The sequence below is a fragment of the Burkholderia metallica genome, from assembly GCF_001718555.1.
Taxonomy (GTDB): domain Bacteria; phylum Pseudomonadota; class Gammaproteobacteria; order Burkholderiales; family Burkholderiaceae; genus Burkholderia; species Burkholderia metallica.
Window position 1 is genome coordinate 218,232 of sequence record NZ_CP013401.1, and the last position, 19,236, is coordinate 237,467.

17 protein-coding genes and 1 riboswitch are annotated in these 19,236 nt (G+C 68.8%); of the genes, 15 read left to right on the forward strand and 2 right to left on the reverse strand.

Translation table 11 applies throughout. The features are described 5' to 3' along the window. Positions 1-57 precede the first annotated feature (57 nt). The 13 genes from cheY (at position 58) to metF (ending at position 13,956) form a co-directional block, all read left to right on the forward strand. Positions 58-453, forward strand: coding sequence for a chemotaxis response regulator CheY (gene cheY, locus WJ16_RS00920; RefSeq protein ID WP_011350601.1), 396 nt, complete (start codon positions 58-60; stop codon positions 451-453). A gap of 1 nt (position 454) precedes the next feature. Beyond that, entirely contained in the window at positions 455-1,186 is a 732-nt protein-coding gene (gene cheZ, locus WJ16_RS00925) for a protein phosphatase CheZ (protein WP_069255473.1), read from the forward strand. Between the two features lie 258 nt (positions 1,187-1,444). Beyond that, complete coding sequence (locus WJ16_RS00930; protein ID WP_069255474.1) at positions 1,445-1,948, forward strand: DUF2844 domain-containing protein; 504 nt, start codon at positions 1,445-1,447, stop codon at positions 1,946-1,948. Positions 1,949-1,964: 16 nt separating this feature from the next. After that, on the forward strand, positions 1,965-3,209 hold the full coding sequence (locus WJ16_RS00935; protein ID WP_069255475.1) for a DUF3443 family protein: 1,245 nt from the start codon (positions 1,965-1,967) through the stop codon (positions 3,207-3,209). A gap of 167 nt (positions 3,210-3,376) precedes the next feature. Continuing rightward, positions 3,377-3,874, forward strand: coding sequence for a VOC family protein (locus tag WJ16_RS00940; protein WP_069255476.1), 498 nt, complete (start codon positions 3,377-3,379; stop codon positions 3,872-3,874). 510 nt (positions 3,875-4,384) lie between these two features. Further along, positions 4,385-5,584, forward strand: coding sequence for a flagellar biosynthesis protein FlhB (gene flhB / locus WJ16_RS00945; RefSeq protein ID WP_069255477.1), 1,200 nt, complete (start codon positions 4,385-4,387; stop codon positions 5,582-5,584). Further along, entirely contained in the window at positions 5,581-7,683 is a 2,103-nt protein-coding gene (flhA, locus tag WJ16_RS00950) for a flagellar biosynthesis protein FlhA (RefSeq protein ID WP_069255478.1), read from the forward strand. Before flhB ends, flhA begins: the two co-directional genes overlap by 4 nt. Then, on the forward strand, positions 7,680-9,434 hold the full coding sequence (flhF, locus tag WJ16_RS00955) for a flagellar biosynthesis protein FlhF (protein WP_069255479.1): 1,755 nt from the start codon (positions 7,680-7,682) through the stop codon (positions 9,432-9,434). Before flhA ends, flhF begins: the two co-directional genes overlap by 4 nt. Further along, entirely contained in the window at positions 9,427-10,245 is an 819-nt protein-coding gene (locus WJ16_RS00960; protein WP_069255480.1) for a P-loop NTPase family protein, read from the forward strand. Before flhF ends, WJ16_RS00960 begins: the two co-directional genes overlap by 8 nt. A gap of 23 nt (positions 10,246-10,268) precedes the next feature. Then, positions 10,269-11,003, forward strand: a complete 735-nt coding sequence (locus WJ16_RS00965) for an RNA polymerase sigma factor FliA (RefSeq protein ID WP_069255481.1) — start codon at positions 10,269-10,271, stop codon at positions 11,001-11,003. A gap of 79 nt (positions 11,004-11,082) precedes the next feature. Then, positions 11,083-11,197, forward strand: a riboswitch (S-adenosyl-L-homocysteine riboswitch). 32 nt (positions 11,198-11,229) lie between these two features. Further along, a complete protein-coding gene (gene ahcY / locus WJ16_RS00970) occupies positions 11,230-12,648 on the forward strand; it encodes an adenosylhomocysteinase (protein WP_069255482.1) in 1,419 nt (472 codons plus the stop codon). A 99-nt stretch (positions 12,649-12,747) separates the two neighbouring features. Next, positions 12,748-13,101 carry a phage holin family protein gene (locus tag WJ16_RS00975; protein ID WP_011882923.1) on the forward strand — a complete coding sequence of 118 codons (354 nt, stop codon included), beginning with the start codon at positions 12,748-12,750 and terminating at the stop codon, positions 13,099-13,101. A gap of 24 nt (positions 13,102-13,125) precedes the next feature. Beyond that, positions 13,126-13,956 carry a methylenetetrahydrofolate reductase [NAD(P)H] gene (gene metF / locus WJ16_RS00980; protein ID WP_069255483.1) on the forward strand — a complete coding sequence of 277 codons (831 nt, stop codon included), beginning with the start codon at positions 13,126-13,128 and terminating at the stop codon, positions 13,954-13,956. 92 nt (positions 13,957-14,048) lie between these two features. Here the strand turns inward: metF and WJ16_RS00985 are convergent, their stop codons facing one another. Together WJ16_RS00985 and WJ16_RS00990 are read right to left on the reverse strand one after the other, a co-directional pair. After that, positions 14,049-15,527: an amidase gene (locus tag WJ16_RS00985; RefSeq protein WP_069255484.1), complete on the reverse strand. Its 1,479-nt coding sequence runs from the start codon at positions 15,525-15,527 to the stop codon at positions 14,049-14,051. Positions 15,528-15,607: 80 nt separating this feature from the next. After that, positions 15,608-16,300 carry a dienelactone hydrolase family protein gene (locus WJ16_RS00990; protein ID WP_069255485.1) on the reverse strand — a complete coding sequence of 231 codons (693 nt, stop codon included), beginning with the start codon at positions 16,298-16,300 and terminating at the stop codon, positions 15,608-15,610. Positions 16,301-16,523: 223 nt separating this feature from the next. Here WJ16_RS00990 and WJ16_RS00995 point away from each other — a divergent pair, with 223 nt between their 5' ends. Together WJ16_RS00995 and WJ16_RS01000 are read left to right on the forward strand one after the other, a co-directional pair. Further along, positions 16,524-17,603, forward strand: a complete 1,080-nt coding sequence (locus tag WJ16_RS00995; RefSeq protein WP_069255486.1) for an NAD(P)H-dependent flavin oxidoreductase — start codon at positions 16,524-16,526, stop codon at positions 17,601-17,603. Positions 17,604-18,019: 416 nt separating this feature from the next. Beyond that, entirely contained in the window at positions 18,020-19,162 is a 1,143-nt protein-coding gene (locus WJ16_RS01000) for a branched-chain amino acid ABC transporter substrate-binding protein (RefSeq protein WP_069255487.1), read from the forward strand. The last annotated feature ends 74 nt before the right edge of the window (positions 19,163-19,236 follow it).

Genomic DNA, 19,236 nt, shown 5'->3' on the forward strand with positions numbered 1-19,236 from the left:
ACGGGGCGCGTGCCACGATACGCGTCCCGACGGAAACGAATCTGGAAAGGAACGACGATGGACAAGAGCATGAAAATCCTGGTGGTGGACGATTTCCCGACGATGCGCCGGATCGTCCGCAACCTGCTCAAGGAACTGGGCTATTCGAACGTCGACGAGGCCGAGGACGGTGCGGCCGGCCTCGCGCGGCTGCGCGGCGGCGGTTTCGATTTCGTGATTTCCGACTGGAACATGCCGAACCTCGACGGTCTCGCGATGCTGAAGGAAATCCGCGCGGACGCGACGCTCACGCACCTGCCGGTGCTGATGGTCACGGCCGAGTCGAAGAAGGAGAACATCATCGCGGCCGCGCAGGCGGGGGCGAGCGGCTACGTCGTGAAACCGTTTACGGCCGCGACGCTCGACGAGAAGCTGAACAAGATCATCGACAAGATGGCGAAGGCCGGGAGCTGACGTGAACGAGCCGATCCATGCCGCGCTGACGGGCGCCGGGTTCAGCGCCGACGGCCAGGCCGAAGGCGCCGATTTCGCGAGCGACCGCATCCTCGCGCGCATCGGCCACGTCACACGCACGCTGCGCGATTCGATGCGCGAGCTGGGGCTCGACAAGCACGTCGAGCGGGCGGCGGAAGCCGTGCCCGACGCGCGCGACCGGCTGCGCTACGTCGCGACGATGACCGAGCAGGCCGCCGAGCGCGTGCTGAATGCGATCGAGGTCGCGAAGCCGATGCAGGAGCGCATCCAGAACGAGGCCGAGGCGCTCGACACGCGCTGGGCGCAGTGGTACGCGGCGCCGATCGAGCACGCGGAAGTGCGCGAGCTGATGGACGATACGCGCGCGTTCCTGCGCACGCTGCCCGAATCGACGGCGGCGACCCGCGCGCAACTGCTCGAAATCATGCTCGCGCAGGACTTCCAGGACCTGACCGGGCAGGTGATCAAGAAGATCATGGACATGGTCTACCTGATCGAGCAGCAGCTCCTCACCGTGCTCGTCGAGAACATCGCGCCCGAGCGGCGCGAGCAGTTCGCGGCCACCGCGGCCGCGTTCGCGGCCGAGCAGATGAGCTCGACCGGCAGCCCCGAGTCGCTGCTGAACGGCCCGCAGATCGCGCCGGAAGGCAAATCCGACGTGGTCCAGGACCAGGGGCAGGTGGACGACCTGCTCGCCAGCCTCGGCTTCTGACCCGGCCGCATGCATCGGCGCGCCGCCTGTGACGGCGCCGCCCGGTGCATGCGCCCCGCGTTCCCCGCCCCGCGTTCCCGCCCCCTCGGTGCCGCGCAGCCCGGTGCGTCCTGCGTCAAATTGACACTTCGACACACGCAGCAGGCATACTACGCGTCAGCAGCAACGGAGCGTCATTCGTACGATTTCATATGTTGGCAGGCGGCGCGGGCCCGATGGCCGTGCCGCCGGCTACGAAGCCAGTCCCTGGGGGGGAACGTGAAGCTGAAACGTTTGGGCTGGACCGTCGCGCATGCGACGGCTGCAGTGGGTGTGCTGTGGAGCGTCCACGCACACGCGGAACTGGGCGGCGCGCCGATGTCGCCGCCGTCGGACGATCAGGCCGCGACCGTGCGTGCGCTGCAGCGCGCGATGCGGTCGGCAGACGGCGTGCAGACGAGCACGGCCGCTTATACCGTCCGCGAGATCACGCTCGGATCGGGCACCGTCATCCACGAATACACGTCGGCCGCGGGCAGCGTGTTCGGCCTCGCGTGGCAGGGGCCGACGATGCCCGATCTCGCGTCGCTGCTCGGCAGCTATTTCCCGCAGTACACCGCCGGCGTCCAGGCGGCGCACAAGGCGCGCGGCTGGCGCGCGCCGGTGTCCGTCGACACGAGCGGCCTCGTGATCCGCACCGGCGGCCACATGGGCGCCTTCTCGGGCCAGGCATGGCTGCCGGCGGCGCTGCCTGCCGGCCTGGCCGGCACCGACATCCAGTGACAGCGGGAGAGCGATCTTGAGAATTCCTCGTACATTCAAGCGCTGGCTGCGCGTGCTGGGCCTCGCGGCGGCGACGGCCGTCCTCGTGACGGCGTGCGGCGGCGGCGACGGTGGTGGCGGCGGCAGCAGTGCGGGCAACGGCGGCAACGGTGGCAACGGCGGTTCGGGCGGCTCCGACGGCAACTCCGGCAACACGGCCGTCATCACCGTCAACACCGGTGTCGCGAACGTGATCAACATCCCGACCATCAGCCTGAAGGTCTGTGCGCCGGGTACGTCGAACTGCCAGGTGGTCAACAACGTGCTCGTCGATACCGCGTCCTACGGGCTGCGGCTCGTCGGCAGCGCGGTGTCGGGCGTGCTCGGCAGTCTCCCGCAGGTGACGAGCGGCGGCGCGCCGGTGGCCGAGTGCGGCAAGTTCGTGTCGAGCTATACGTGGGGGTCGGTGCGCACGGTCGACCTGTCGATCGGCTCCGAGCAGGCGGGCTCGCTGCCCGTGCAGATCATCGGCGATCTCGGCACGACGAACGTGCCCAGCTCGTGCACGAACGGCGGCACATCGGCCAATTCGGCGAGCGCGCTCGGCGCGAACGGGATCCTCGGCATCGGGCCGGCGCCGGTCGACTGCGGCACCACCTGCGCGACGTCGACGTCGACGAACAACAACTACTACGCGTGCCCGAACGGCGACAACGCGAGCTGCACGGTCGCGCTCGTGCCGATCGCGCAGCAGGTGGCCAACCCGGTGCATCGTTTCGCCGACAGCAGCGGCGTGAGCGTGGCGATGCCGGCCATCTCGAACAACGGCCAGGCGAGCGCGACCGGGACGCTGACGTTCGGCCTGCCCGACCTGAGCGGGAAGACCGTACTGACGTCCACCACGACGGGCGACGTCAGTGCGTCGTTCCTCGGGCGCAACGTGACCGCGTTCTTCGATACCGGTTCGAACGCGTACTTCTTCAACGATTCGTCGCAGACGGTCTGTTCGAAGAACACGCAGTTCTACTGCCCGGCGGCGGCCACCACCTATTCGGCGACGCTGAGCGGACAGAACGGCGCAGCCGGCGCGGTATCGATGCCCGTCACGAACGCGGATTCGCTGTTCGCGAACCCGTCGACGTTCGCGTTCAACGACATCGCGGGCCCGTTCGGTTCGTCCAGCTGGCTCGACATCGGCATGCCGCACTTCTACGGCAAGACGATCTACTTCGGGATGGACAAGACCGCGAGCGGCGGCGCGCAGCCTTTCGTCGCGTTCTGACGCGGCGCGGCCGGACGCAGGATGAAGGGGGCGAGCGATCGCCCCCTTTTTTATCCGCGCGCCGCGTGCGGCACGACGGGGCGGACCGGCGCGCTGCCGGGTACGGACCTGGCGCCTACGATGTAATACCGGCACCCGTGCCGGCACGACATCGAGGAGGCAGCGCCATGAGCCCGCGCATACAACGCATCACGCCATTCCTGTGGTTCGACCGCGACGCCGAGGCGGCCGCCGGTTTGTACGTATCGGTGTTCGATCACGCGCGCATCGTGCACGTCGCGCGCTACGGCAAGGCCGGCGCGCACGCGTCCGGCAGCGCGGAGGGTGCGGTGATGACCGTCGCGTTCGAGCTCGACGGACAGGCGTTCGTCGCGCTGAACGGCGGCCCCGCGTTCCAGATCACGCCGGCCGTGTCGTTCGTCGTCAACTGCCGCGACCAGGACGAAATCGACCGCTACTGGGCGCGCCTGTCCGAAGGCGGCGACGAACGCGCGCAGCAGTGCGGCTGGCTGCGCGACCGCTTCGGCGTGTCGTGGCAGGTCGTGCCGGTCGAGATGACCGAGCTGATGACGGGCGATCCGGCGCGCACGGAGCGCGTGATGGCGCAGGTGATGACGATGAAGAAGCTCGATCTCGGCGTGCTGCGGCGAGCGGCGGCAGGCTAGGGGGCGCGCGCCGGCTGCCGCGTGTGAGAACGGGCTCCGGGCGCCGCGGGCGCCCGTGACCGGCGGGTACGGACGCTGGAGCGGTGGCCGGCCTTCGCGCACCGCGCGGAGGGTCGAGGAGGCGATGGGCGGCCCTGTACGCGGTGTTCGATCCGGATCGCGTCGGCCGGCGCAGCCGGCGGCATCGACCGCCACCGACTCGATCTCGACGACCGGCATACCCCCCGCCTCGCGGGCGTGCCCCGCCATTCCCCGTTTCCGCGCGTTTTCCCCGCTTCACTGGCCGCCGCCGCGTCCGGAACCGGCCCCCGCCGGCGCCTCCGGCGACACGTCTTTCCGCCGCGCCGCACGCGGCCGCATCCCCCGTCCGGCCGGGTTCGCACCGGGCCCGCCCGATTCCCCGAAATACCCCCCTTTCCCGGCTTTGCTCGACCGATCGGCGTTTGACGCGTCCATGAATAATCGGTGTCACTGGAAAGCGGCATTCCGCCGTACCCGACTGGAGGCCCCGTGGCAGACGAGAGCGATCTCGACAAGACCGAAGCCGCCACTCCCAGGCGCCGCGAGAAGGCGCGCGAGGAGGGGCAGGTCGCGCGTTCGCGCGAACTGGCTTCGTTCGCGCTGCTCTCGGCCGGATTCTACGGTGCGTGGCTGCTCGCGGGCCCGTCGGGCGGGCATCTGCAGGCGATGCTGCGCGGCGCGTTCACGTTCGATCGCGCGACCGCGTTCGACACCCGCCGGATGCTGTCGGCAGCCGGCAGCGCGAGCCTCGAAGGCTTCGCCGCGCTGCTGCCGATCCTCGCGCTCACCGGCGTCGCCGCGCTGCTCGCGCCGATGGCGCTCGGCGGCTGGCTGATCTCGCAGAAGACGTTCGAGCTGAAGTTCGACCGCCTCAACCCGATCTCGGGCCTCGGCCGGATCTTCTCGATCCAGGGGCCGATCCAGCTCGGGATGTCGGTCGCGAAGACGCTGGTGGTCGGCGGGATCGGCGGCATCGCGATCTGGCGCAGCAAGGACGAACTGCTCGGCCTCGCGACGCAGCCGCTCGGCGTCGCGCTGCCCGATGCGCTGCACCTGGTCGCCGTGTGCTGCGGTACGACGGTCGCCGGGATGCTGGTGGTCGCCGGGCTCGACGTGCCTTACCAAATCTGGCAGTACAACAAGAAGTTGCGCATGACGAAGGAAGAAGTGAAGCGCGAGCATCGCGAGAACGAAGGCGATCCGCACGTGAAGGGGCGCATCCGCCAGCAGCAGCGCGCGATCGCGCGCCGCCGGATGATGGCGGCCGTGCCGAAGGCCGATGTGGTCGTCACGAACCCGACGCACTTCGCCGTCGCGCTGCAGTACACGGACGGCGAGATGCGCGCGCCGAAGGTCGTCGCGAAAGGCGTGAACCTCGTCGCCGCGCGCATCCGCGAACTCGCGGCCGAACACAACGTGCCGCTGCTCGAAGCGCCGCCGCTCGCGCGTGCGCTGTACCACAACGTCGAACTCGAACGCGAGATCCCCGGCTCGCTGTACTCGGCCGTCGCCGAAGTGCTCGCGTGGGTCTACCAGTTGAAGCGCTTCCGTTCGGAGGGCGGCGCGTTCCCGGCGGTGCCGGTCGATCTCGACGTGCCGGCCGAACTCGACAAGGGCGCGTCGGTGTCCGCCGCCGACGAGCGCGAAGAAGCCGACGACACGCTCGGCCAGCCGGGGAACGCAGCATGAGCACCCCGACCACCGGCCTGTTCGCCAAACGCGCGAACCCGTTCGCGGGCACCAACCTGCGCGCGCTCGCGGGCCCGATCCTCATCTGCATGATCCTGGGGATGATGATCCTGCCGCTGCCTCCGCTGCTGCTGGATCTGCTGTTCACGTTCAACATCGCGCTGTCGGTGATGGTGCTGCTCGTCAGCATGTACACGATGAAGCCGCTCGATTTCGCGGCGTTCCCGAGCGTGCTGCTGTTCTCGACGCTGCTGCGCCTGTCGCTGAACGTCGCGTCGACGCGTGTCGTGCTGCTCGAGGGCCACACGGGCCCGGACGCGGCCGGCCAGGTGATCGAGGCGTTCGGCCACTTCCTCGTCGGCGGCAACTTTGCGGTCGGCATCGTGGTGTTCGTGATCCTGATGATCATCAACTTCATGGTGATCACGAAGGGCGCGGGGCGGATCGCCGAAGTGTCCGCGCGCTTCACGCTCGACGCGATGCCCGGCAAGCAGATGGCGATCGACGCCGACCTGAACGCCGGCCTCATCAACGAGGAACAGGCGCGCAAGCGGCGTCTCGCCGTATCGCAGGAAGCCGAGTTCTACGGGTCGATGGACGGCGCGTCGAAGTTCGTGCGCGGCGATGCGATCGCCGGTCTGATCATCATGGCGATCAACGTGATCGGCGGGCTGATCGTCGGGATGGTCCAGCACGACATGACGTTCGCCGCCGCCGGCACCAACTACACGCTGCTGACGATCGGCGACGGCCTCGTTGCGCAGATCCCGTCGCTCGTGATCTCGACCGCGGCCGGCGTGATCGTGTCGCGCGTCGCGACCGACGAGGACATCGGCACGCAGATCACCGGCCAGCTGTTCACGAACCCGCGCGTGCTGAACATCACCGGCGCGATCATCGTGCTGATGGGGCTGATCCCCGGGATGCCGCACTTCGCGTTCCTCGCGCTCGGCGCCGGCGCGATCTGGCTGGCGCGCACGCAGACCCGGCGCGCGGCGGCCCGCAAGGCGGCCGGCGACCTGACCGACATCGCGCCGCCCGCCGTGCTGCCGTCGGACAGCCACGAGGCGACCTGGGACGACGTGCAGCTGATCGACCCGCTCGGGCTGGAAGTCGGCTACCGGCTGATCCCGCTCGTCGACAAGAACAGCGACGGCGAGCTGCTCAAGCGCATCAAGAGCATCCGCAAGAAATTCGCGCAGGAAATCGGCTTCCTGCCGCCGGTGATCCATATCCGCGACAACCTCGAACTGCGGCCGAACGCGTACCGGATCGCGCTGAAGGGCGTCGAGATCGGCGTCGGCGAAGTGTTCCCCGGCCAGTGGCTCGCGATCAACCCCGGCCAGGTGACGGCCGCGCTGCCGGGCGCCGCCACGCAGGACCCGGCGTTCGGGCTGCCGGCCGTGTGGATCGACGTCGCGATGCGCGAGCAGGCGCAGGTGTACGGGTACACGGTGGTCGACGCGAGCACGGTCGTCGCGACGCACCTGAACCATCTGGTCGTCCAGCACGCGGCCGAGCTGCTCGGCCGCCAGGAAGTGCAGGCGCTCGTCGAGCGCACCGGCAAGGATGCGCCGTCGCTCGTCGAGGACCTCGTGCCGAAGACGATCTCGCTGACGACGCTGCAGAAGGTGCTGCAGAACCTGCTCGAGGAAGGCGTGCCGATCCGCGACATGCGCACGATCCTCGAGGCCGTGTCCGAGCATGCGGGCCGCGGCGACGCGTTCGAGATCACGGCCGCGGTGCGTCTCGCGCTCGGCCGCGCGATCACGCAGCAGTGGTATCCGGGCGCCGGCGAAATGCAGGTGATGGGCCTCGACTCGAATCTGGAGCGCGTGCTGTCGCAGGCGCTCGCCACCGGCGCGAACCCGGGCCTCGAACCCGGCCTCGCGCACAACCTTCTGACCGGCACGCAACAGGCGATGCTGCGTCAACAGAATCTCGGGCTGCCGCCCGTGCTGCTCGTGCAGCACGCGCTGCGCGCGATGCTCGCGCGTTTCCTGCGCCGCAGCCTGCCGCAATTGAAAGTGCTGTCGTATGCCGAAGTGCCGGACACACGCACGATCAAGGTCGTTAACGTCATCGGGGGTTCCGCTTGAACATTCGCAAATTCACCGGCGCAACGAGCCGCGACGCACTTCGTCTCGTGCGCGAGGCGCTCGGCGCCGACGCGGTCGTGCTGTCGAACCGCACGCTCGATGACGGCAGCGTGGAAATCGTCGCACTCGCCGATTCGGACCTGGCCGCCGTGACGCCGCCGGCCGCGGCGCGCCCGCGCATCGCCGCGTCGCGCGCGCCGGAATCCGTGCCGGCCGCCGCGGTGCCGGGCATCGTCGCGCGCCCGGGTGCGACGCCGGCCCGCCCGGTGGTCGCCAATCCGTATGCGGCAGGCGAAGGCGGGTTGCCGGACGTGTTCTCGTCGGTATTCGGCGCCAGCGCCGATGCGCACGATGCGCACGACCCGGTCGCGCCGCCTTCGATCGACGCGGCGGCGCCCGCGGACATGCCGTCGGTCGCCGCGCCTGCCGCCGGTGCGCCGGCCGCGACCTCCGAACCCGCGCCGTGGCTGGTCGAGCACGCGAAGCGCCTGACGCACCAGCGCGACGCGCTGATTGCCCGGGCGCACGCGGCGCCCGCCGTGCCGCAGGCGAGCGCGCCGGCCGCGCCGGCCGCCGCGAGCGCGACGCCGCCCGACTGGGCACGCGACATCGTGCGCGACGCCGAGCGCCGGATGCCGGCCGCGGCCGTGCGCACGCCCGACCCGGGTGCGACGCACGCCGCGAAGGCGGCCGAACGCACGCGCCTGTCCGCCGATGCGGCCGCCGCGGTCGCCGATGCGGTGAAGTCGCGCATCGAGCGGATCGTCAACGATACGGTGATGCAGGAGCTGGGCGAGTTGCGCGGGATGATGGAAGCGCAGTTCGACAACCTGATGTGGCACGACCGCCAGCGTCGCAGCGCCGTGCATGGCGCGCTGACGAAGCACCTGTTCGCCGCCGGCTTCTCCGCGCAGCTCGTGCGGATGCTGGTCGACAACCTGCCGGCGGGCGACGGCGCGCAGACCTTCGAGCAGGCCGTCGACTGGGCGCAGTCGGTGCTCGCGTCGAACCTGCCGGTGCTCGACAGCGAGGACGCGCTGATGGAGCGCGGCGGCGTGTTCGCGCTGATGGGGCCGACCGGCGTCGGCAAGACCACCACCACCGCGAAGCTGGCCGCACGCTGCGTGATGCGCTTCGGCGCGAGCAAGGTCGCGCTGCTGACCACCGACAGCTACCGGATCGGCGGCCACGAACAACTGCGCATCTTCGGCAAGATCCTCGGCGTGCCCGTGCACGCGGTGAAGGACGCGGGCGATCTCGCGCTCGCTCTGTCCGAGCTGCGCAACAAGCACATCGTGCTGATCGACACGATCGGCATGAGCCAGCGCGACCGCGCGGTGTCCGACCAGATCGCGATGCTGCACGGCGCGAACGCGCCGGTGCAGCGCCTGCTGCTGCTGAACGCAACGAGCCACGGCGACACGCTCAACGAAGTCGTGCAGGCGTATCGCAGCGCGGGCGAGCATCCGGACCTCGCCGGCTGCATTCTCACGAAGCTCGACGAGGCGACCCACCTCGGCGGCGTGCTCGACACGGTGATCCGCTACAAGCTGCCGGTCCACTACGTGTCGACCGGCCAGAAGGTGCCGGAGAACCTGTACGTCGCATCGACCCGTTTCCTGCTGAAGAGCGCGTTCTGTGTACCGCGCGACGGCTCGCCCTTCGTGCCGCAAGACGACGACATGCCGACGCTGCTTTCCGCACTGACCGCACGTTCCACCGCCGAGCTGCACGAGGTGCGATTTGGATAAACGAACCATCGACCAGGCCGAAGGGCTGCGGCGCCTGCTGGCCGGGCGCGCGTCGCGCATCGTCGCGGTGACGGGCGGGCCGGCGAGTGTCGGCTGCACGTCCACCGTCGTGAACCTGGCGGCGGCGCTCGCGTCGCTCGGCAAGGACGTGCTCGTCGTCGACGAGCGCGCCGACGTGCATTCGGCCAGCGCGACGCTCGCGGGCGCATGGCTGCGCGACGGCGAGCGCACGCGGGTCGCGGCCGGCTTCGGCCTGTGCGCGGCCGCGCGGCTCGCGCGGGCCGGCTACACCGGCGCGCAATTGAGCGACTTCATCGACGGGCCGTCCGACATCGTGCTCGTCGACGCGCAGCTCGGCGCCGACGGATCGTTCTCGGCGCTCGCGCGCGAAGCGCACGACGTGCTGGTCGTCACGCGGGTCGCCGCGCAGGCGATCACCGAGGCGTACGCGTGCATGAAGCGGCTTCATTACGCCCATGCGGTCGCGCAGTTCCGCGTGCTGACCAATCACGTCGGCAGCCCCGCGGACGCGAAGGTCGCGTTCGACAATCTCGCGGGCGTCGCGAGCCGCTACCTGGCGGTATCGATCGCCGATGCGGGCTGCGTGAGCGCCGATCCGCTCGTCGAACATGCGCGCGAGCTGATGCGTGCCGCGGTCGACGCGTTCCCGTCGTCGGCCGCCGCGCGCGACTACCGGCAGATTGCCGCCGACCTGCTGTACTGGCCGATGCGCCCGCGCTCGGGCGCGGGCCGCGCCGTGCACGCGGGCGGCAAGCCGTCGTATGAGGCGGGCGCGGCACACGCCGCGTGAGCGCCATCGGAAGGAGAGGGGCCATGATGTACAACGCTCAAGGAAAGATGTCCCAGGCCGACGTGCTCGCGCAATATGCGCCGCTCGTACGGCGCCTGGGGCTGCAGCTCGTCGCGAAGATGCCGGCGAGCGTCGACCTCGACGATCTGATCCAGGCCGGCATGATCGGCCTGATGGACGCGGCCGGCCGCTACAAGGAGGACCAGGGCGCGCAGTTCGAGACCTACGCGACGCAGCGCATCCGCGGCGCGATGCTCGACGAGCTGCGCAGCAACGACTGGCTGCCGCGCAGCCTGCGCAAGACGTCGCGCGAAGTCGAGCACGCGGTGCACCAGATCGAACAGCATCTGGGCCGCTCGGCAACCGAGACCGAGATCGCGCAGCACCTGAACATGCCGCTCGACGAGTATCAGGGGATGCTGCAGGACCTGCACGGCAGCCAGCTCATCTACTACGAGGATTTCGACCGCGCGGCCGACGACGAGCCGTTTCTCGACCGCTACCGTGTCGATCACGCCGATCCGCTGTCGGCGCTGCTCGACGAGCACCTGCGCGAAGCGCTCGTCGAGGCGATCGAGCGGCTGCCGGAGCGCGAGAAGCTGCTGATGTCGCTGTACTACGAACGGGGTCTGAATCTGCGCGAGATCGGCGCGGTGCTCGAAGTGAGCGAGTCGCGCGTGTGCCAGCTGCACAGCCAGGCCGTCGCGCGCCTGCGCGCGCGGCTGCGCGAACAGGCGTGGGTCGGCGCGGAGTCCTGACCCTTTCTTGACGCCCGCGCGCGCCGCTGCCGCGCGGCGCATGCGCATTTCGCGCGCCGATTTGCTACAATCCCCTCCGTTTTCCGAGGAGCGTTGCGACGGACCTCCTGTGTCCGCCAGGCTCGGAAGGCTTCACCAAGCAGTCGTGCGGCACAACCGCGCCGGCTCCGCTTCCTGAACGGCGCTCACGTCACCAATCTAGAAACTTTTTAGAAAGGAGGGCGTGATGAACGCCATTATCGATTCCAAGGCTTCCCAGGATTACGTCGTCGCCGACATGGCGCTGGCCGGCTGGGGCCGCAAGGAACTGAACATCGCCGAGACCGAAATGCCGGGCCTCGTGCAGATCCGCGACGAATACAAGGCGCAGCAGCCGCTGAAGGGCGCGCGCATTGCCGGCTCGCTGCACATGACGATCCAGACGGGCGTGCTGATCGAGACGCTGAAGGCGCTCGGCGCGGACGTGCGCTGGGCGTCGTGCAACATCTTCTCGACGCAGGACCACGCGGCTGCCGCGATCGTCGAAGCCGGCACGCCGGTGTTCGCGTTCAAGGGCGAATCGCTCGACGAATACTGGGAGTTCTCGCACCGCATCTTCGAATGGCCGAACGGCGAATTCGCGAACATGATCCTGGACGACGGCGGCGACGCCACGCTGCTGCTGATCCTCGGCGCGAAGGCCGAGAAGGACCGTTCGGTGATCGCGAAGCCGACCAACGAGGAAGAAGTGGCGCTGTACAAGTCGATCGCGAAGCACCTCGACGCGGACCCGACCTGGTACTCGACGCGCCTCGCGCACATCAAGGGCGTGACCGAAGAAACCACGACCGGCGTGCACCGCCTGTACCAGATGGAAAAGGACGGCCGCCTGCCGTTCCCGGCATTCAACGTGAACGATTCGGTCACGAAGTCGAAGTTCGACAACCTGTACGGCTGCCGTGAATCGCTGGTCGACGGCATCAAGCGCGCGACCGACGTGATGATCGCGGGCAAGGTCGCGGTCGTCGCGGGCTACGGCGACGTGGGCAAGGGCTGCGCGCAGTCGCTGCGCGGCCTGGGCGCGACCGTGTGGGTCACCGAAATCGACCCGATCTGCGCGCTGCAGGCGGCGATGGAAGGCTACCGCGTCGTGACGATGGAATACGCGGCCGACAAGGCCGACATCTTCGTGACGGCGACCGGCAACTACCACGTGATCAACCACGATCACATGAAGGCGATGCGCCACAACGCGATCGTCTGCAACATCGGCCACTTCGACTCGGAAATCGACGTTGCGTCGACGCGCCAGTACCAGTGGGAAAACATCAAGCCGCAGGTCGACCACATCATCTTCCCGGACGGCAAGCGCGTGATCCTGCTGGCGGAAGGCCGCCTCGTGAACCTCGGCTGCGCGACCGGCCACCCGTCGTTCGTGATGTCGAACTCGTTCGCGAACCAGACGCTCGCGCAGATCGAGCTGTTCGTGCGCGGCAGCGAGTACGAGAACAAGGTGTACGTCCTGCCGAAGCACCTCGATGAAAAGGTCGCGCGCCTGCACCTCGCGCGCATCGGCGCGAACCTGTCCGTGCTGTCGGACGAGCAGGCCGCGTACATCGGCGTGCAGAAGGACGGCCCGTTCAAGCCGAACCACTACCGCTACTGATCCGATGCGCCGCCGGCTGCCGCGGTGCGCCTTCGGGCGCTTGCGGCGGCCGGCGGCGGCCACTGATCGTACCGATCGACAACCGAACCGGAGCACTCCATGAGCGTCATCCTCACCTGGGTCATCAACGCGCTCGCGCTGCTGATCATCACGTACCTCGTGCCGTCGATCCACATCAAGAGCTTCGGCACGGCACTGATCGTCGCGGTCGTGCTCGGCCTGATCAACACGGTGATCCGTCCGGTGCTGATCCTGCTCACGCTGCCCGTCACGATCGTCACGCTCGGGGTGTTCATCCTCGTCGTGAACGCGTTGTGCTTCTGGTTCGCGTCGTCGCTGCTGAAGGGCTTCGAGGTGTCGGGGTTCTGGTCCGCGTTCTTCGGTTCGATCCTGTACAGCATCGTGTCGTGGCTGTTGTCCGCACTGATCTTCGGTCAGCGCGACATCGGCTGAGCATGGGCGTGTTCCCACCGAATCATGAAACCGATCGAACTCTCGTTTGAATTCTTCCCGCCGAAGACGGCGGAAGGCGTCGAGAAGCTGCGCGCCACGCGTGCGCAGCTGTTGCCGCTGAAGCCGAAATTCGTCTCCGTGACGTTCGGCGCCGGCGGCTCGACGCAGCAGGGCACGCTCGATACCGTGCTCGACATGCAGAAGGACGGCCTCGAGGCCGCGCCGCACCTGTCGTGCATCGGCTCGTCGCGCGACAGCCTGCGTGCGATCCTCGACCAGTACCGCTCGTACGGCATCCGGCACATCGTCGCGCTGCGCGGCGACCTGCCGTCCGGGATGGGCGCGGTCGGCGAGCTGCGCTACGCGTCCGAGCTCGTCAGCTTCATCCGCGCCGAGCATGGCGACTGGTTCCACATCGAGGTGGCCGGCTATCCGGAGTACCACCCGCAGGCGCGCTCGCCGAAGGCCGATCTCGAGAATTTCGCGCGCAAGGTGAAAGCCGGCGCGAATTCCGCGATCACGCAGTATTTCTTCAACGCCGACGCGTATTTCCGCTTCGTCGACGATGCGCGCAAGCTGGGTGTGGACGTGCCGATCGTGCCGGGCATCATGCCGATCACGAACTTCTCGCAGCTGATGCGCTTTTCCGAGATGTGCGGCGCCGAAGTGCCGCGCTGGGTGGCGCGCCGGCTCGAGAGCTTCGGCGACGATCGCGAATCGATCCGCGCGTTCGGCGCGGACGTCGTCACCGGCCTGTGCCAGCGCCTGATCGACGCGGGCGTGCCCGGGCTGCACTTCTATACGCTGAACGCGGCGGCCGCGACGCGGACGATCTGCGAACGGCTCGACGGGTAAGCGCGCTCACGCGCTGCCTGCGTGAAAGCCCCGCCGGTTCGTGCCGGCGGGGCTTTTTTTTTCGGCCCGCCTGCGCGGCGGGGCCGCGTGCGTCAGCGCTGCGCCTGCATCAGCGGCGGGCGGCGGTCGAACCACGGCCGAGCCTGTTCGAGCTGCCGCGCGAGCCTGAGCAGCAATCCATCGTCGGTGTGACGCGCGGCGAACTGCACGCCGATCGGCAGCCCGCGCGCGTTCCAGTAGAGCGGCACCGACATCGCCGGCTGGCCGGTCAGGTTGAACAGCTCGGTGCAGCCGGCCCACGTGAACGCCTTTTCCGACGACCTCGCGAGCATTTCCTTCAACAGCGGCTTCACCGGGAGCGCCGCGAGCACCTTCATCTGCGTGGTCTCGTACGGCGTCGGCTGCAGCTCGCCGATCTTCACCGGCGGGCCCGCGAGCGACGCGCACAGGATCGCGTCGTAGCGCGACACGAGGCCGGACACCTGCACGGTGAGCTGGCGCTGCCATTCGAGCACGTCCGGCAGCCGCGTGCGCGCGAGGCGCCGGCCGACCACGGCCATCGCCCACGTCGCCGCTTCGAATTCGCCGCGCTTCGGCGTGCGGCCGGTCAGCGCACGCGCGCCGAGCACCATCTCCTCGGCGATCGTCGCCCAGAGCGTGAGGAAGGTTTCGGCCGCGCGCGCGTAGTCGACGTGCAGCGTCGCCGGCTCGACGTGGTGGCCGAGCGATTCGAGCAGCGCCGCGGCGTCGTCGAGCGCGGCGCGCGTGTCGTCGGCGAGCGCCGGCGCGAGCATCGGGTCGAGCACGAGGCCGATCCGCAGCGGGCCGGGCGGCGTGTCGAGTTCGCCGAGGAACGTGCCGGGCGCGCCGCTCGGCAAGGTCTGGCCCGTCGTCACGTCGAGCAGCAGCGCGCTGTCGCGCACGCTGCGCGTGACCGCGTGCTGGACCACCAGCTCGCCGTTCGACGGCAGGTCGACGAGTACCGGGTTGCGGCTCGGCTTCAGGCCGAACAGCCCGCAGCACGACGCCGGAATGCGGATCGAGCCGCCGCCGTCGGACGCGTGCGCGAGCGGCACGATGCCGGCCGCGACGGCCGCGGCCGCGCCGCCGCTCGAGCCGCCGGGCGTGTGATCGAGATTCCACGGATTGCGGCACGCGCCGAACAGCTCGGGTTCGGTGTACGGCATCTGGCCCATCTCCGACGTGTTGGTCTTGCCGAACACGTTGAGACCGGCCGCACGGCTGCGCGCGATCACCGGCGAATCGTCGGCGGGCACGAAATAGCGGTAGTGCCGGCTGCCCATCGACAACGGCAGCCCGGCGACCGCCGCGCCGAGATCCTTCACGAGATACGGCACGCCGGCGAACGGCGCGCCGGCGCCGCCGTCGGGCGCGGCCGCCGCGCGCTGGCGCGCGGCTTCATAGTCCTGCAGCACGATCGCGTTGATCGCGCCGTTGACCGCTTCGGCCTGGCCGATCGCGGCGTCGAGCAGCTCGCGCGGGCTCGCCTTGCGTTCGCGCACCAGTGCGGCGAGGCCGATCGCGTCGTGCGCGAGATAGTCCGAGTGCATCGCTGTCACCCCCGTTGTGACTCGTGGCGATGTCGGCAGCATAACGCGGGCCCGCTGCGCGGACCCGCGAACGGCCGTTTTTAGAGGTGCTCGGCGAGGAAGGTCAGCGTGCGGCCGTGCGCGAGCGCCGACGCGCGCTGATGGTACGACGCGCGGTCCGTGCAGTTGAAGCCGTGCTCGGCGCCCGGATACACGTGGAACGACGCATGGCCGTGGCCGGCGAACGCGGCCTTCACTTGGTCGACCGCCGTGAGCGGGATGCCGTGGTCGTTTTCCGCGTAGTGGAACAGGATCGGCTGCGTGATCTTGCCGGCGAGGTCGAGTGCGTTCTGGATGCCGCCGCCGTAGTACGCGACGGCCGCGTCGATCTTGCCGGTCGCGGCCGCGCGGTAGGCGAGCTGGCCGCCGAAGCAGTAGCCGATCGCGGCGACCTTGCCGTCCACTTCCGGGCGTGCGCGCAGCGCGTCGGCCGCTGCGCCGATGTCCGCGACCGCGAGGCCCACGTCGGTCTTTTTCATCAGCTCGATGCCTTTGTCGCGATCCGCGCCTTCGTAGGTCAGCTCGACGCGCGGCTGCGTGCGCCAGAACACGTCCGGCGCGAGCGCGACGAAGCCGTCGGACGCGTACTGGTCGGCGACCGCGCGGATGTGCGAGTTCACGCCGAAGATCTCCTGGATGATGATGACGGCGGGGCCTTTGCCGCGCTTGGGCAGCGCGAGATAGCCGCCGAAGCTGTCGTTACCGGTCGGGATGTCGATCCATTGGGCAGTCACGTTCTGAACTCCTGGCGAACGGGGTGCGCGGTGCGCGCCCCGGGGTGGAATAGGGCGGCCTAGTGTGCCACCGATCGTGAGTCGGTGCAGGGCACGCGAGCGCTTCTCGCGCAGCGATCGTTTCAATCTCGATTATTCATTTTTCGGCGCTGGGCCGCTTCGATAGAGTCGATGTGCCGGCCTTTACAAAGCGCTTTCGCGCATCGTCATCGAAGGATTCGCCATGTCCGCCCGTCTGCTCTCCACCCCCTTTTCCGAACGCTTCGGCCTGCGCCTGCCGCTCGTGCAGGCGCCGATGGTCGGGTCGACCACGACCGCGATGGTCGTCGCCGCATCGAATGCCGGCGCGCTCGGCAGCCTCGGCGCCGGCGCATTCGCGCCCGAGCGCATCGCGGCCGAAGTCGACGCGATCCGCGCGGCGACCGATCGCCCGTTCGCGATCAACCTGTTCGTGCTGCCGGACACCGCGCCCGATGCGGCGACCGTCGCGCGCGCACTGGCCGCGATCGACCCGCTGAACGCGACGCTCGGCTTGCCGCCGGGCACCGCGCCCGCCCGCTACGCGCCCGACTTCCGCGCGCAGCTCGACGCGCTCGTCGCGCTGCGCGTGCCGGTGGCGAGCTTCACGTTCGGCGTGCTCGATGCGGCCGACGTCGCGCGCCTGAAGGCCGCCGGCACCTACGTGATCGGGACGGCGACGCACGTGGCCGAAGGGCTCGCGTGGCAGGCGGCCGGCGCCGATGCGCTGTCCGCGCAGGGCGCCGAGGCGGGCGGGCATCGCGGCACGTTCATCGGTTCGGCCGCCGACGCGCTGATCGGCACGTTCGCGCTCGTGCCGCAACTGGTCGATGCGACCGGCCTGCCGGTGCTGGCCGCCGGCGGCATCATGGACGGGCGCGGGATCGCGGCCGCGCTCGCGCTCGGCGCGCAGGGCGCGCAGCTCGGCACCGCGTTCCTCACCTGCGCGGAAAGCGCGATCGCGCCGGACTGGAAGGCGCGCCTGCTCGCGAGCACCGATACGTCGACGCAGGTCACGCGCGCGATCACCGGCCGCCACGCGCGCGGGCTGCGCAACGCGCTGATGGCCCGGCTCGGCGAACGCTTGGCCGACGTCGCGCCGTATCCGGTGCAGAACGCGCTGACGCAGCCGCTGCGCCAGGCCGCCGCACGCGCGAACGACGGCGACTACCTGTCGCTGTGGGCCGGGCAGGGCGCACCGCTCGCGCGGCGGCGCGGCGATGCGCCGACGACGTCGCAGCTCGTGGCCGCGCTCGATGCCGAATGGCGCGCGGCGGTGGCCTGAATCGTTCATATCGGACGACGAAACGCGCGTTGTCACGCGCGTTTCATTCAATGATCCCGGGCACAAAATACCGAATCGAAATGCCGCGGGAATGTTTTAAAACGACCTTTCATCGAGTCGCCTGGAATTAGCGGAAACCCTTATCCGGCGGGCCTCGCAGGGATATTCGAGGAGTCGTTCCAAAGTGCGCGTATCGGTAGTGTTACCACTACCCCAAAAAAGTCCCACAAATTAATTTGATCACCTACACTTGCGCGCAAGTACGGACGGGCGGCTGCTAAAAGCGGCTGTTTTCACGTGCTTGAGGCCAAGTGCATGAACGATGCAACCGGCGAATCGTCCAGTGAATGCAAGCACAGGGATGGCAACGGGGCACCGGGCGATGGCGTTTATTGGGACCGAAACTGGAGACTTACATGAATATCAAAATGCAGAAGCTGTTGCCGATCACCGCAGCGGCGATGCTGTGCGTTGCAGCTGCAGGCAACGCGGCCGCCGATCAAGTCGTGAAGATCGGTCACGTCGCGCCTTTGACGGGCGGCATTGCACACCTGGGCAAGGACAACGAAAACGGTGCGCGTCTCGCAGTCGAGGAGATCAACGCGAAGGGTCTCACGATCGGCGGCCAGAAAATCACGCTGCAACTCGACCCGCAGGATGACGCGGCCGACCCGCGGCAGGCTACGCAGGTTGCGCAGAAGCTCGTCGACGACAAGGTCGTCGCGGTGGTCGGCCACCTGAACTCGGGCACGTCGATCCCGGCCTCGAAGATCTACAGCGATGCGGGCATCGTGCAGATCTCGCCGTCGGCGACCAACCCGGCCTACACGCAGCAGGGCTTCAAGACCACGTACCGCGTGGTGGCCACCGATGCGCAGCAGGGCCCGGCACTCGCGAACTACGCGCACTCGAAGGGCATCAAGAGCGTGGCCGTGGTCGACGATTCGACCGCGTACGGCCAGGGTCTCGCGAACGAGTTCGAGAAGAAGGCGAAGGCGCTCGGCCTGAAGGTGATGTCGCACGACGCGACGAACGACAAGGCGGTCGACTTCCGCGCGATTCTCACCAAGATCAAGGGCGAGAACCCGGACGCGATCATGTACGGCGGCATGGACGCCACCGGCGGCCCGTTCGCGAAACAGGCGAAGCAGCTCGGCCTGCGCGCGAAGATCTTCGCGGGCGACGGCGTGTGCACGGAAAAGCTGGCCGACCTGGCCGGCGACGCGACCGACAACGTGGTGTGCTCGGAAGCCGGTGCGTCGCTCGAGAAGATGCCGGGCGGCGGCGCGTTCAAGGCGAAGTACGAGAAGCGTTTCGGCCAGCCGATCCAGATCTACGCACCGTTCACGTATGACGCCGTGTACATCATCGCCGACGCGATGAAGCGCGCGAACTCGACGGACCCGGCGAAGATCCTCGCGGCGATGCCGGCGACGAACTACACGGGCGTGATCGGCACGACGACCTTCGACTCGAAGGGCGACCTGCAGCACGGCGTGATCTCGCTGTACAACTACAAGGGCGGCAAGAAGTCGCTGCTCGACGAAGTGAAGATGTAACGCAACAAGCGGTCGCAGGAGGGGTGAAAGCGCGCATGCGGTAACTCATGCGCGCTTTCTTTTGGGCCGGCGGA